This is a genomic window from Leifsonia sp. McL0618, from assembly GCF_049994905.1.
Lineage (GTDB): Bacteria > Actinomycetota > Actinomycetes > Actinomycetales > Microbacteriaceae > Diaminobutyricibacter.
On the sequence record NZ_CP188258.1, the window covers coordinates 4,076,032 to 4,089,891 of the forward strand.

Annotated in this window: 12 protein-coding genes; 4 read left to right on the forward strand and 8 right to left on the reverse strand. The window is 66.1% G+C overall.

What is annotated here, in order from left to right:
• Position 1 precedes the first annotated feature (1 nt).
• A complete protein-coding gene (locus ACPPVQ_RS19540) occupies positions 2 to 1,372 on the reverse strand; it encodes an ABC transporter substrate-binding protein (protein ID WP_426517047.1) in 1,371 nt (456 codons plus the stop codon).
• Between the two features lie 145 nt (positions 1,373 to 1,517).
• On the opposite strand from ACPPVQ_RS19540, the gene ACPPVQ_RS19545 reads away from it, so the two are divergent.
• Positions 1,518 to 2,285, forward strand: coding sequence for a FadR/GntR family transcriptional regulator (locus tag ACPPVQ_RS19545; protein WP_426517049.1), 768 nt, complete (start codon positions 1,518 to 1,520; stop codon positions 2,283 to 2,285).
• 13 nt (positions 2,286 to 2,298) lie between these two features.
• On the opposite strand, the gene ACPPVQ_RS19550 is transcribed toward ACPPVQ_RS19545, so the two are convergent.
• Positions 2,299 to 2,631, reverse strand: coding sequence for an L-rhamnose mutarotase (locus ACPPVQ_RS19550; protein WP_426517051.1), 333 nt, complete (start codon positions 2,629 to 2,631; stop codon positions 2,299 to 2,301).
• 134 nt (positions 2,632 to 2,765) lie between these two features.
• On the opposite strand from ACPPVQ_RS19550, the gene ACPPVQ_RS19555 reads away from it, so the two are divergent.
• The 3 genes from ACPPVQ_RS19555 to eno are packed head-to-tail and all read left to right on the forward strand — an operon-like array spanning position 2,766 to position 5,871.
• The gene (locus ACPPVQ_RS19555; protein ID WP_426517053.1) at positions 2,766 to 3,515 is read left to right on the forward strand and encodes a GntR family transcriptional regulator; all 750 of its coding nucleotides are present in this window, start codon (positions 2,766 to 2,768) and stop codon (positions 3,513 to 3,515) included.
• A complete protein-coding gene (locus tag ACPPVQ_RS19560; RefSeq protein ID WP_426517055.1) occupies positions 3,512 to 4,552 on the forward strand; it encodes a phosphotransferase family protein in 1,041 nt (346 codons plus the stop codon). The genes ACPPVQ_RS19555 and ACPPVQ_RS19560 overlap by 4 nt, the downstream gene beginning before the upstream one ends.
• Positions 4,553 to 4,557: 5 nt before the next feature.
• Positions 4,558 to 5,871 carry a phosphopyruvate hydratase gene (gene eno / locus ACPPVQ_RS19565; RefSeq protein WP_426517057.1) on the forward strand — a complete coding sequence of 438 codons (1,314 nt, stop codon included), beginning with the start codon at positions 4,558 to 4,560 and terminating at the stop codon, positions 5,869 to 5,871.
• Positions 5,872 to 6,058: 187 nt separating this feature from the next.
• Here the strand turns inward: eno and ACPPVQ_RS19570 are convergent, their stop codons facing one another.
• The 6 genes from ACPPVQ_RS19570 to ACPPVQ_RS19595 all read right to left on the reverse strand — a co-directional run bounded on the left by ACPPVQ_RS19570 (position 6,059) and on the right by ACPPVQ_RS19595 (position 13,774).
• Positions 6,059 to 6,787 (reverse strand): RES domain-containing protein, encoded by a 729-nt coding sequence (locus ACPPVQ_RS19570; RefSeq protein WP_426517059.1) that lies wholly within the window; start codon positions 6,785 to 6,787, stop codon positions 6,059 to 6,061.
• On the reverse strand, positions 6,784 to 7,185 hold the full coding sequence (locus ACPPVQ_RS19575) for a hypothetical protein (RefSeq protein WP_426517061.1): 402 nt from the start codon (positions 7,183 to 7,185) through the stop codon (positions 6,784 to 6,786). Before ACPPVQ_RS19575 ends, ACPPVQ_RS19570 begins: the two co-directional genes overlap by 4 nt.
• Positions 7,186 to 7,488: 303 nt before the next feature.
• On the reverse strand, positions 7,489 to 10,581 hold the full coding sequence (locus tag ACPPVQ_RS19580) for a hypothetical protein (protein ID WP_426517063.1): 3,093 nt from the start codon (positions 10,579 to 10,581) through the stop codon (positions 7,489 to 7,491).
• 31 nt (positions 10,582 to 10,612) lie between these two features.
• On the reverse strand, positions 10,613 to 11,440 hold the full coding sequence (locus ACPPVQ_RS19585) for a carbohydrate ABC transporter permease (RefSeq protein ID WP_426517065.1): 828 nt from the start codon (positions 11,438 to 11,440) through the stop codon (positions 10,613 to 10,615).
• Complete coding sequence (locus ACPPVQ_RS19590) at positions 11,437 to 12,384, reverse strand: carbohydrate ABC transporter permease (protein ID WP_426517067.1); 948 nt, start codon at positions 12,382 to 12,384, stop codon at positions 11,437 to 11,439. Before ACPPVQ_RS19590 ends, ACPPVQ_RS19585 begins: the two co-directional genes overlap by 4 nt.
• A gap of 76 nt (positions 12,385 to 12,460) precedes the next feature.
• On the reverse strand, positions 12,461 to 13,774 hold the full coding sequence (locus tag ACPPVQ_RS19595) for an ABC transporter substrate-binding protein (RefSeq protein WP_426517069.1): 1,314 nt from the start codon (positions 13,772 to 13,774) through the stop codon (positions 12,461 to 12,463).
• Positions 13,775 to 13,860: the final 86 nt, after the last annotated feature.

Sequence of the window (13,860 nt, forward strand, 5' to 3'; positions counted from 1 at the left end):
CTTACTTCACCGTGTATCCGTTGACCGTCGCCTCGTTCTTGAGCTCTGTCTCCCAGGCGGGCAGGAGGGACTCGACGGTCTTCCCTGCGGAGATCCCCGGGATGACGACCTTCGCCCATGCTGTCTCAGGACTCCAGCTCGTCACGTTCCAGCCGGTCCACACCTGGGTGGCCGCGTCGGTCATGATCTGCTTGAAGTCGCTGTTGACGAAGTAGTTGTCCTTGGCCTGCTTGTCCAGCCACTTCGATGCGGCAGAGGTGTATGCCGGGTAGCCGCTGGATGCATCCACCTGGAACTCGTCGGCACTGGTGACGAACGTGAGGAACTTCTTCACGGCGTCGAGGTTCTGCGAGTGGCTCGATGCGTACCACTCACCACCACCGACGTTGCCTGCAGCCACGTCACCACCCTCCCACTTCAGTGCGGGAGCGACACCCATCTGGCCGGCCGGCGTCTTCAGCCCACCCTGGAAGATCGCCCCGGTGTACCAGACAGGACCGGGGACGCCGACGAGCTTGTTCGCGTACTTGGCCGCGAAGTCGGCGCTGAAGAAGCTGTCCTTCACGAGTGTGCCGTTGGCGAGCATCTTGTCGATGATCTTGGTGACGTTCTGGGGGTTCTTATCCGAGGTGTCTGAGTGGAAGACGGACGGCTTCGGCGACTGGAAGACCGGAGACTTCGACCCGCCGTAGTAGATATAGGTCATGAACGAGTCGCCCATGCTTCCCAGGATGTACCCCGGGTGCTCGGCGGCGAGCTTGTCGCCGAGGGCGCCGTACTCCTCCCAGGTGGTCGGCACCGAGTAGCCGAACTTGTCGAGGAGCGTCTTGTTGTAGAAGAAGACCGTCTGGGCGAGGTCATTGCGCAGGGCATACGTCGTGCCGCCGATGGTCGCGTAGTCGAGCGAACCCTTCGCGAACCCGTCGAGGAACTTCTGGTCGAAGAGGCCCTTGTTCAGCGGGGCCGCGAATCCCTGGTCGCCGTTCGCGGTCTTCTTGGATGCCCAGATCGCGTCGTTCTGCTGTGTGGAGAAGACGACGTCCGGCCAGCCCTGACCGGCCTGGTCGTCCAGCTGGATCTTGCTCTGGAACGAGCCGCTCCCGCCGGCGGAACCGTCGTAGGTCTCGTACTTGATCTTGATGTTCGGGTAGGCCTTCTCGAACGCGGTGACGGCGGGTTCGCGCGATGCGTCCACCCAGACCGTGATCTCGCTGTTTTTGACCTGCTTGGCTTCGGTGAACCCGTATTTGCTGTCGCTTGAGGTGCTTGAGCTCGGGCTGCATCCGCTGAGCACGAGGAGGCCGGCGGCGGTTATGGCCGCAACGGACATGAGCCTTTTCAGATTGGCTCGTGAGGACGACTGCTGTGACATATCGAATCCTGTTCTGGTCGGCGTCAATGACGACATTGCACCCGTGCGGGGTAAAGTGATTACATCATACGTCTCACCTATCTACAAGCATTTTCTTCGGAATTCGCCGGATAGGTATGACCTCATTCCTAGATAGGCTGTGCGCATGTCCCCAGCATCACGACCGGCATCCGGCAACGCTGCCGCATTCGTGCCGTCGATCGCCTCACGCGAGCGCACACCCAGGCTCGGAGTCTCCGTCGTCTTCGACCTGGTCGACGCGATCGTCCGGGGGGACATCCATCCCGGCTCGTCGTTGCCGCCCGAGGCGGTGCTCTGCGAGCAGTTCGCCGTCAGCCGCACAGTGATCCGGGAGTCCGTCAAGCGACTCGAAGAGAAGGGCCTCGTCACCGTCGCGCAGGGGCGTGGAACGATCGTGCAGCCCGCCGACGCCTGGAACATGCTCGACGAGACCGTGCTGTCGGCGATGGTGGCCAATGATGCGACGCTCGGCGTCCTCGACGACCTGAGTGCCGTACGCGCGAATCTCGAGGGGCTGATCGCGCGCGACGCCGCTCGCGTTCGCTCTGACGAGCAGCTCGCCGAACTGAGCGACGCGCTGCAGCTGATGCGCGACACGATCGGTGACGAACACGAATTCAACGAAGCCGACGTCGTCTTCCACTCGGTGGTCGGTCGGATGACCGACAACCGACTTGCCGACAACATTGTGCGGACGCTCTTCCACCAAGCGAGGGTGAGCGCACGCTATAGCCGGAAGAGTGTCCTCGAGATCACGATGGACGAACACATCCGGGTGTTCGAGGCCATCGAAGCCGGGGATCCGGATGCGGCGGAGGCGGCCATGCGCTCACACATCCTGGACGCGTGGGAACGTCGCCGCCCGCCGAGCAAGCGTCACCGCCCGGTCTGAGGACGTCAGCGGCTCAGCGGGTGGGCCAGGAGAAGTCCCAGATGAGCGTTCCGCGGTCGGCGGCGGTCAGCTCGGGCGCGGGCTCCGACGACAGGTACGGCGCGACCTGGCGCTGCCAGCGCTCGTTGACCGGATCGGCGTCGAGGAATGCGTCCATCCGCTTGCGGTCGGTCGCCACGACCTCGTGCGTGAGGGTCGTCTTGTTGCGGTAGATCCGCCATTCGATGACGCCGGCCGCTTTCAGCGTCTCCGCGACCTCCGACGGAATCGCCCGATGGAACTGCTCGTACGCGTGCCCCAGCCCCGGGCGGAGGCGCGTCGAGAACGCGAATGAGTCGTGTGGCATGGAGTCTCCTTGTGCGGGCGGCGGTGGACGCGTGTCGGTAACGTTACCAAAGAGGTGGGCGTGACGCCTTGTGGTTGCGTCGCCCTCCCCCTGTATACTAGTCGGCAAGTGCTTGGGACGATGGAGACGACGAGATGACGACGGCGGACTTTGCCTCATACGGACGAAACGCATCACGTGGGCCGAAAGACCGGGCCGACTCCGCATCCCACCCGCGCCCCAAAGTGCAACCGCATCGCATCTCCGACTGGGTCTACGACCAGCTCTGCGAAGCGATCCGCACGGTCGAACTCGCGCCGGGCGCACCACTGAGTGAGCCCAGCCTCGCAGCGCACCTCAACGTGAGCCGCGCACCGATCCGCGAGGCGCTGACCCGCCTCGCCGACCAGCGCCTGATCAGCGTGATCCCGCAAGTGGGGACGCGCGTCGCTCCGATACTGATGGATGAGGTCGAAGAGGCCTGCTTCATCCGGTCGGCACTCGAGTGCGGGGCCTTCCAGAAGGCGATCAACACACCCGACCTCGACACCAGCGCCCTGCGCCACGCCCTCGAACTCAACATCGCCGCAGCGGAGGCCCAGGATGCCGAAGCGTTCTTCACGACCGACGAGCAGCTGCACCAGGCCGTCTTCGCGCTCGCGGGTGTGCCTCACGTCTGGGACGTGATCCGCGGCATCAAGCTGCACCTGGACCGGCTTCGCCGCCTGCACCTTCCCGATGCGGTCGCCAACCCCGATCTCATCGCCGAGCACACCGCCATCGTCGAAGCCGTCGAGGCACGGGATGAGAAGGCGGGCCTTGCCGTCATCCGGAAGCATGCCAACCGCATCCTCGCCGACAGCGACTCCCTGCGGTTGCGTTATCCGGAGTACTTCGAACAGTGATCGTCGAGAGCCGTCCGCTCGAGGCGGAGGAGATCCCGCGCTTTCTGGATGCTCGGAGCCTGCTCCGTGCAGGCGAGTCGGTTGCGCACGTGCAGCTCCTCGAGGGCGGCGTGTCCGGCACCGTCTACCGCGTCGCCACGAGTGAAGGGCGCGAGTTCGTCGTCAAGCGGGCGCTCGAACAGCTGAATGTCGCCGACGACTGGCACGCCGACCCTGCGCGTGCGATCCACGAGGCGCATGCGATCCAGGCCCTCCACGCGCTGACCCCGCAGAACGTGCCAGAGCTCTTCGACGCCGACGTCGAGACCAACACCATCACGATGGAGGCCGCACCGGCCGACTGGCTGACCTGGAAACACCGGCTGCTCGCGCCCGACACATCCCTTGGGATCGACCACGTGGCCATCGCCCGATCGCTGGCGACAGCGCTCGCGGTGTGGCAGCGCACCACCCTGCATCACCCGGCGCTCCAAGTGCCGTTCGCCGACAAGTCGCTCTTCGAGGCCCTTCGGGTCGACCCGTTCCACCGGGCGATCCGGCGCGTGCACCCGAACCTGGCCGCGGCGATCGACGAGAGCATCGACGAACTCGAACAGGTCGCGCTGACACTGGTGCACGGGGACTTCTCACCGAAGAACGTGCTCGTGCCGCCGGCTGCCGGCCAGGAGCCCTGGGTGATCGACTTCGAGGTCGTGCACGTCGGCCATCCGGTCTTCGACGTCGCCTTCCTCAGCTCCCACCTGATCATGAAGTCCATCCACCTGCCGGCCCGGCGCCGCGAGATAGACGGGACGCGGGCCGCCTTCCTCACCCGCTACGAAGCCGACGTCGACGGCGTTCTGCGCACTGCGGCAACGGCGTCGCTGGGCCGCCACACGGCGTGCCTGCTGCTCGCCCGCGTCGACGGAAAATCGCCGGCGTCGTACCTCACCGCCGACGAACGCGACACCGTGCGAAGTCTCGCGATCGACGTGCTCGCCAGCGCCGACCCGGAGGGCGCGTTCGCGCAACTCACCGGGAGCACGGAACAGGAGTAAGCCCCATGACAGCACGCATCGCCCACGTCACCGCCTGGGAGGCGCTGGACTCGCGCGGCCGCCCGACCGTCGCCGCACGCCTGGAACTGGTCGACGGGTCGGCAGCGACCGCGCACGCCCCGTCGGGCGCGTCTGCCGGTTCGCACGAGGCGAAGGAGCTCCGCGACGGCGGAACGCGACGGGGAGGCCTCGGAGTACTGAACGCTGTCGACAACGTTCGCTCGCGCATCGCGCCGGCGATCCAGGGGATGCGCTTCGACGACCCGCGCACAATCGACGACGCTCTCGCCGACCTCGACGGCACCGACGACTACTCGAGCCTCGGAGCGAACGCCACGCTCGCCGTCTCGCTCGCCGCCACGCTCGCCGTCGCCGCATCCGAGCGTGTGTCCGTCGCACGGCGGCTCCAGCCGGAAGGCGACCTGCTGCTGCCGATGCCCATGGTGAACATCGTCTCGGGCGGCGCGCACGCCGGCAGATCGATCGACATCCAGGACGTCCTGGTGGTCCCGCACGGTGCGACCTCGTTCGCCCAGGCCATCGAATGGTGCGCGGATGTGCGCGATGCGGCATCCGCAATGGCCGTCGAACGCGGCGTACCCGGCGCTTCGCTCGTCGCCGATGAGGGCGGCGTCAGTGTTCCGTTCGGCAGCAACGCGGATGCCCTCCGTTTCGTCGTCGACGCCATCGAGCGCAGCGGGCACCAGCCCGGGCAGGACCTGTCTCTCGCAGTCGACGTCGCGGCGACCCAGTTCTTCGAAGACGGGCAGTACCGGTTCGCCTCCGAGAATCGCACGCTGACCGCCTCGGAACTCATCGACGAGCTGAGCCAGTGGGTCGACGCCTACCCCGTGGTGTCGATCGAGGATGCGCTGGCCGAAGACGAATGGCGCGACTGGGTGATCGCGACGCGGCTCCTCGGTTCGCGCATCCAGCTCATCGGAGACGACCACTTCGTCACTAACGGGGTGCGCCTCGCGACGGGCGTCGCCCTCGGATCGGCCAACTCGATCCTGATCAAGGTGAACCAGAACGGGCTGGTGTCCCGGTCGCACGCGGTGCTCGAGGAGGCTCGCTCAGCCGGGTACTCCACGGTCGTCTCCGCGCGGTCCGGCGAAACGGAACAGTCCTGGCTCGCCGACTTCGCGGTCGGATGGCGCGCCGGGCAGATCAAGGTCGGCTCGACGCACCGCTCGGAGCGGGGAGCGAAATGGAACCGCCTGCTCGAGCTGGAGGCGACCGAGTCAACGGTCTTCGCATCCACGCGGCAACAGCACGGGCTTCCGGTCGGCTCTCTCGCCTCCGCACCCTCCCACTGACCACCCTTCATAGCGACCGCCCCCACGAACTCGGGAGAAGCTATGCATCTGGCCCGCATCGGCGGCCCCGGCCACATGCCTGCGGGTTCGGAGACCACGGGTCCGGCAGAGCCCCGCCCATCCCGCACCCGCGTTCTCCCGTGGGCGAGTGCCGCCCATCGCCGACTACCTCAAATCACGTTCGGTCCTACTCGCCGGCCCATTGGAGGCCGTGGCGGTGAAATGCCTCCACGAGTTCAGGTGTCTCAGGAGTGACTCGCGCCGGTTCAGTCAGCGGCTTCAGATGCCCGCTCCGCGAGCTGTCCTCGGAGCGTTCGAACACCGCCCACATGCGGATCTCGTCGCCGTGCCTTGATCGGAACTCCATGCCGTCGACAAGCTCGGAGCGATCGTCGTTCAGTAAGTCATAGATCCAGTGCGCGATCGAGCGCGTAAGCTCGCGATCGCGAGCATCCTTGAGCATCGCGGTGTCGACATCGGCGAGCGCAATGCCATGTCGGTCAAACGGATACGCCGATTTCAGAACCGCCACGGTGCTCGAGTGGGTGATGAAGCAGTATCGGCCGTCTTGTTCGGCGTCGCCACAGCGTCGCCCGTCCAGCCACGAGTACCCGACAGCCCCGCTGGCTCCTTCATGATGACGGCTTATACTTCCGTCATCGTCCTCGATAAGTGCCAGGTGCGCCTCGAGCGCACTCACTGGCTGCAACTTCGCCAGAAGCTCCAGAAAGCACCCAAGCAGACTATCCGCGGTATACAGAGTCCGGAACTGCCCCAGCTGGTCGTCCCACCGGCCATCAAACAAGCCGGAATCCGGCGCGTATTGCCACGGAGTCCACGCCCACATGTCGGGCTCGAAACCGACTCGCCAGACTCGCCCCGGATTCTCCGTGACGGCAAAGTCAAGCGAACTCATCCGATGTAGGCAAACGATTTCGCCGCGGCGATGACATCCTTTGCCACCACCATCGGTTCACCCTCCCGCAGCAGCTGCGCCGGGGCCCGGTCGCCGAGCGATGGATTCATCCCCTTGAACCACGACTGAACTGTTGTTGCGTCGTAACGCTCACGCAGCAGCGCGGCCGCGTGAAACGCGTGCCGCAGCCGCTCCCGGTCGACCTCGCCAGGCTCGCCGGTACCCTCAGCCCAGCTCGACACCGAACGCGCTGACTTGACCCCGCCAATGTACGCGACCAAGCGCACACCAAGAATGTCACGCAACCGGGTCACCAGATCGTCGAAAGGCAGTCCGATCGATTCCTCGTGCGCACGCAGACCGGGCCGCTGATCCGAGACCGTTGAGAGCTTTACCATGCGCTCAGCGTACACGCAGTCCTCGTGGAGCGCACTAAGAAATCCCCCCAAAAATGCACGCAAAACTAACGCTCAAATATCCATCCTCGAGAAGAGCTGCCAGCCCGGTAGGCGGGCGTCAAGCATCATTCTCATTTCGGAGCGGGGTGCGAAATGGAACCGCCTGCTCGAGCCGGAGGCGACCGAGTCAACGGTTTTCGCATCCACGCGGCAACAGCACGGGCTCCCGGTCGGAGCCCTCGCCTCCGCACCTCCCACTGAGCAGGGCGCGCCGCGGCCGAAGGCGGCGCACCCTGTTCGCAGTCAGGCGAGTTTCAGCTCGACGGCAGCGGTCCCGAACCGCGGCACCTGAAGCGACACCTGACGCCCGTCGACGACGTCGACCGGCCCCCGCCTCACACCGATCACGCTGGCATGCCAGGCTTCGGCGACCGCGCCACCCACCGCGATCCTGACGTCGACCTCCGTCTCGGCGAGCGACTGCAGCCGCGCCAGGAGCGTGCCTCGCGCCGTTCGCGTGACACCGATCAGGCGGATGCGCCGGTCGTCGACGGCGAGGAGCGACACGGTCTCGACAGGGTCGCCCGACGGATCGGCGGCAACGGCGAGGAGCGGACGCACGAGGTCGAGCGCGAGGTCGGCGCTGACCACACCGGCCGTCTCCGCATCCGCTGCCCCGAAGCCGCCGACCCGATACCGGAAGACCGTGTCGAACGCCTGCCCCGACGGGAAGTTGGTGTCCCAGATGTTGTTGTGGATCCAGGAGAAGACGGTCGCCTCTTCGCGCGCCTTCAGCGTTCCCGGGAACGGGGCGAACGGCAGCGCGATGTCGCCGAGCTGGATGAGCGGAGCATCCTGCGTGACGAGCGTCGCCGCGCGACCGTCCGCGTGCAGCGTCACCCAGTCACGCACTGCGTGCATGTAGTCGGCACCGCCGGGCACCACCGGGATGTCCGTTCCGGTGACCGAGCCGGACACCTCGTAACGGATGGTCGGCTGCTCGAGCGCGAACGGGAACGCGAAAAAGCCCGACTCCTTTTCGGCCGTGTACGACTTGGCGACCCGGTTGCTGATGTCGACGTAGTCGGTCCCGGATGCGAGACGCAGCGTGGTCACGATCGAGTCGATCCCGACGCCGAAGGTCCGGTAGCGCAGCCAGGAGCCGAGCGCATCGCTGCCGGCGTCCTCGAACGCGACATGCGTCGGAGTGGCCCGGTCGGCGAGCAGGACGAGGTCGGGCCCGCTGTCGGCGACGAAGCCGGACAGGTGGTTGAACTCGCCGCGCGGAGCGAGACGGTCGTGCACGTAGGCGTTGAACCCGAATGCGGAGCCGCTGTTGACGAGTTCGGCGCCGGAGGCCAGGTCACGGATGGATCCGATCGCCCCGGTGCGCGCGTCGACCGTCACCCGGAGGATCCCGTTGTCGAGTTTCCACACGGGTTCGGCCGCACTGTCGAAGCCGATCGTGCCTTCGGGCGACGCATTCCGGCCGTGCGGAGCGTCGATGACCACATCCACGCGCCGCGACCCGAAGGCGGGCACCGCGTCGACGGCGACGTCGATGAAACGCCCCGCATCCCGGTGCACAGGGTTGGTCTGGTTGCGTTCGGTGAACGGCAGGTCGAGCCCGGTGACCGAGTCGACCAGGCGGACGGATGCGGTGGAGTGCACGAGACTCTCCGGCAGGAAGGCGGCGACGACTCCGCCGCGCTCGTGGCCAGCCGTGTTCACGACCCAGATGGATGCGTCACCGGCGCCGCCGTTGCGCTCGGCGTAGGCGCGGAGCACCTCCTGGGTGAGCAGCCAGGAGTCCTGCTCGGCGCGGATGGCCTTCTCGGCTTTCCAGTGCCACTGGTCGATGCCGGTCGAGAAGGCGATGTCGCTGTGGGTCCACGGGTTCCCCGCACCCCAGGTGTGCTCATCGAACAGTTCCACGCTCTCCCACGCCGCGTCGATCCGCTCCGTGAACCCGGGGACGCTGTCGTCGCCGAGCATCGCGTTGACCGAACCGGCCTGCGACAGCGCGGCCTGTGCGCCACGGTTCATCTGCAGGTGTCGTGCCGCCGAGCCGATGCCATCGGCCCACCAGTCGTTCCAGTCGCCGGTGAACGTCTCGATCTCATCCGCATGCGCAGCTTCGACCTGTTCGAAGAAGTCCTGCGTGCGGGTGACTTCGAGCTTCGGGTACTCCCATCGCTCGTTCCACGCCTCGACGATCTCCGGCAGGCGGCGGTTCGGCGGGCAGTTGTCGCCGACCCGGCCCATCACGCGCAGGTGGATCTCGTTCCACGGGTACGGGTCGCGATCGAAGTCCTGGTCGCCGAGCGCGAAGCCGAACACGTTCTCGTCATACGGGAACGGGAGGGTCTCCTCGTTCAGCAGGTAGAGCGGTAGCAGGTCTTCCACGTGGTCGACGGAGTCGGCGAAACCGAGGTTCGCGGCCTCCTGGTACGCCATCCCTTCGGCGGTCGTCGTCATCCAGACCAGCACACTGTTGCCCGCAGGTGACGCCCAGCGGAACAGGCGCGGCAGCTTCTCGCCGGCGGGGTCGAGGTAGGGGACCGACCGGCCCGCCCAGTTGTGCGCGACCGCGAGGTATTTCACGCCCGCGTCGGCCAGCGCATCCACCGTTCCCGCAACGCACCCCGGAACGTCCGTCTGGTACGCGACCGGCAGGTTCAGGCCGTAGCGGGTCGAGATCTCGCACGCGTAGCGCAGGAGCCCGTACAGCTCTTCGGTGGAGGCCGTCTCGGTGTGCATGTTGAACGGCAGGGCTGCGAGCTCGATCGTGCCGGCCCGCACCTGGGCCATGAAGCGATCCACCGTCGCGGGGCGGCGGCGCGCAATCCACTCGCGGAGCACCCAGATCGACTCGACACTCCAGCGGAACGCGCTCGGCCCGTCACCGCCGTCGGCCTCGGCCAGCCGGAGCGCGTCGTCCAGGTAGGCGAGCTGCTCGGTGATGACCCGGCCCTGCAGGTCGGTGTAGCCGATGTCGAAGTGCGAATGGTGAACGAGGGAGACGTTCCACGGACGCACCGGGCGCACCTCGAACTCCACCGCATCCTCACCGAGCTCCGGGAACACGACCCGGATCGCGGTGGCCTCATCCACCGCGGGCAGGAAGAACCGCCAGCCGCCGGGCGCGTCCTCTGCGGACGCCTCGACCGTCGTGCCGTCAGGCGCGACGAGCACGGCCCGCGACAGCGTCACTGCCGACCGCACGCGGATCGGCTGCTCGGAGCCGGATGCTCCCCGGCGCAGAAGAGGCTCGGCCGCCAGCTCGACGCGGCCGCCCGCGATCTCGAACGGACGGAACGCACGGTTGCGCAGTCCCCCGATCGCGCGGTCGTGGTCGAACGGGAAGGTACGACGAAGGGCAGGCTGATCCGCCATCGGTGCTCCTTGGATGTTGTGAAGGGAAGATTCAGAGGTTGCTGGTGAGCCCGGTGACGAAGAACCGCTGGAACACCAGGAAGACGAGGATGGCCGGCAGCGAGACGACGACCGCCGTCGCGAGGATCGCCGGTTGCGACAGCGCACTCGTCTGGGTCTGCAACGATGCGAGAGCGGCCATCACCGGCTGGTTCTCGGGGCTGATCGTCAGCGAGATGCCGAAGAACAGTTCGTTCCAGATGTAGATGAACTGGAACACGAAGGCCGCGACGATCGCCGGCCGCAGCAGGGGGAAGAAGACGCTCACGAACATCCGCCACCATCCTGCGCCGTCGAGTTTCGCCGCCTGCCCGATCTCCGACGGAATCGTGATCAGGAAGTTGCGCGTCACGAAGAACGCGAACGGGATGCACAGGGCGATGTAGATGATGATGAGGATGGTCCTCGTGTCATAGATTCCGAGCTGCACACTCGCCTGGTACAGCGGAAGCGCGAAGACCTGCAACGGCAGCAGCGTGCCCGCGTAGATCAGCCAGAACCACAGCTTCGTGCGTTTCACCGGCATGACGACCAGTCCGAACGCGGCCAGCGACGCGAGGAGCACGGCGGCCCCTGCGCCGACGAGCGCGTAGATCAGGCTGTTGACGAACGGCCAGAAGAACTGTCCCGCCACCCATCCCTGTGCGACGTTGTCGAAGAAGGCGAAACCGGCCGGCCACCAGACCGGGCTGCCGGTGTAGGAGTGCACGGGCGTCATCGCGTTGACGACGACCAGGTACGTCGGGATGATCCAGATGACCGTGAGCACGATGACCACGACGTTCCTGAGCAGGACGCCGGGCCGGAGCGAGGTCTTCATAGTTCGTGTCCAATCTGGCGGCGGAGGTAGATCCAGGAGCAGGCGACGACGATGATCGTGAGGACCACGGCGATCGCGCTTCCCACCGCGGGGTCGAGCAGCAGGAACGACTGCCGGTACATCGAGAGCGCGAGCGTCTCCGACGTGCGGTTGGGGCCGCCCTGCGTCAGCACCCAGATCACGTCGAACGCACGGAGCGCATTCGTGATGGTCAGGCCGATGACCACGATGGTGGTCGGGCGAAGCTGCGGAAAGATCACGTCCTTGAACCGGATCCAGCCGTCGGCGCCGTCGAGCGCGGCCGCCTCCGTCGTCTCGCGCGGGATGGTCTGCAGCCCGACCATGAAGAGCACGACGTTCACTCCGGTCGACTGCCACGACGCGATGAGGATGGCGGCGATGACGTTGAGGGGCCAGTGCAGCAGCCACTGGAGGGGAGAACCGGGTGACATCATGCCGAACGCGGTGAGCGCCTGGTTGAGTGAGCCCTGACTCGTGAAGATGATGTTGCCGATGATGGCGACGATCGTCCCGGCGAGCGCGTAGGGCAGGATGACCGCAGCGCGCGCGATGGCCCCGAGCTTCATGCCGCTGGTCATCACCGCGATGCCGAGGCCGAACAGCACCGGCAGGATCAGTGCGCCGATCGCCCAGATGAACGTGTTCAGCAGGGACAGCTGGATGTTCGGGTCCTGGAACATCGAGACGTAGTTGTCGAACCAGACGAACCCTGCGTCGCCGTCGCCGATGAAGGACCGGACGATGGTGTAGACGAGCGGGACCAGGAGCACGATGCCGACGAAGAGGGCGGCGGCACCGAAGAACGGAGCGGCGGACAGCCGGTCGCGGAACGCGTAGTGCGGCTTGCCGGTCTGGCGGCGCCGGACCCGGGACGGAGGCGGTGGCCCGACCACGGTTCGGGGCGGATCTTTGAGTGTCGTCATGCGAACGCTCCTCTTACGTCGTGAAGATGTGGTGCTGCGGGGGCGGGCCCGACCATCCGGGCCCGCCCCCGGGCGATCAGCCGATGCTCGGGTTCTTGTTCCAGGCGGCCCATTCGGTCTTGGCCTGGTTCGAAAGGTCGGACATCGTCTTGCCAGGGTTGCTCGGGTCGACCATGAAGCCCCCGAGGGTGCTGATGGTGGACTGGACGAGCTTCGGCGGAAGCGACTCGTAGTAGCGGTTCAGGATGGTCGGCTTCTCCGACGCGACCTGCGCGGCGACGCTCTTGATCACGGGGTCGGTCGCGACGACCTTCGGGTTCGGCGACGAGTCACCGATGTAGCCGCTCCAGATCGTCTGCACGGGTGCGGTGAGCCAGGCGGCGATCGCCTTGAGTGCGCCGGCCTTGTGCGGAGCATTCTTAGGAACCGCGATCGCGCCACCCTCGAGGAAGACGCCGGGAGCCTGGCCATCCGTCATCGACGGGGTGAGGAACGCGCCGTAGTCGGCGTCGGTGAGACCGGCCGACTTGAACATGCCGTTCGCCCACGTGCCGAAGGGGACCATCGCGACCTTGCCGGCCTTCATGGCTGCCGGGCAGTCGAAGGTCTTGGTGTCGGCCGAGGTCGTCCAGCCGTTCTTGATCCACTTCTGCCACGTGGTCAGGGCCTGCTTGACGCCCGGGTCGTCGAATTTCGCCTTGTTCTCGGTGAGCTGGGTGTAAAGATCGGGAGAGACAGCTCCGACGAACATCTGGAACGGAACGAACGACGGCCAGCCTTCGCTCTGCCCGGTGCAGAAGGGCGCGTAGCCCGCGCCCTTGAGTTTGCCGAGGTCGGATTCGAGGTCGGTCCAGGTCGTGGGAGCGGCTGAGATGCCGGCCTTCTGGAAGGCCGTCTTGCTGTAGAAGGTCACCCAGTAGGACTGCACGAACGGAACCGCGAAGACCTTGCCCTTGTAGGAGTAGTACGGGCGCAGGTCGTTGCTGATCTCGCCTGCGGAGACCGCGTCATTCCATTGCTTGGTGAGGTCCTGCAGCTGACCGGTGGCGGCGAGCCCCTGGAGCATCTTGCCGCTCCACCACTTGATGATGTCGCCCGATTTGTTCGTCGGGAGCGACGCGAGCACGGTCTGCGTGTAGTTGGCCGTCGACGGCAGCGAGATCGGGTTGAGCGAGTAGCCTGTGGTCTTGGCGATCTCGTCGCCGGCCTTGACAAAGCCGTCTTTCCATTGCGGGTTGTCGTTGTACATCGTGAGCGGCTGCGTGCCGCCCTTCGCTGTCGAGTTGCTCGCCGCGCTGCACCCTGTGAACGCGGTGCCGATCAGCGCGGCCGCCGTGATGGCGAGGAGCGCTCGGCTCACGCGCCTCGGCTTGAGGAGTTTCCGTTCCATTACTTCACCTCTCTGTGAGTTATGCAGGTGCGGAGCTTGCGGCTCTACATTGCAGTTATTCTTGCATACAAGTATCCAAGGATCCA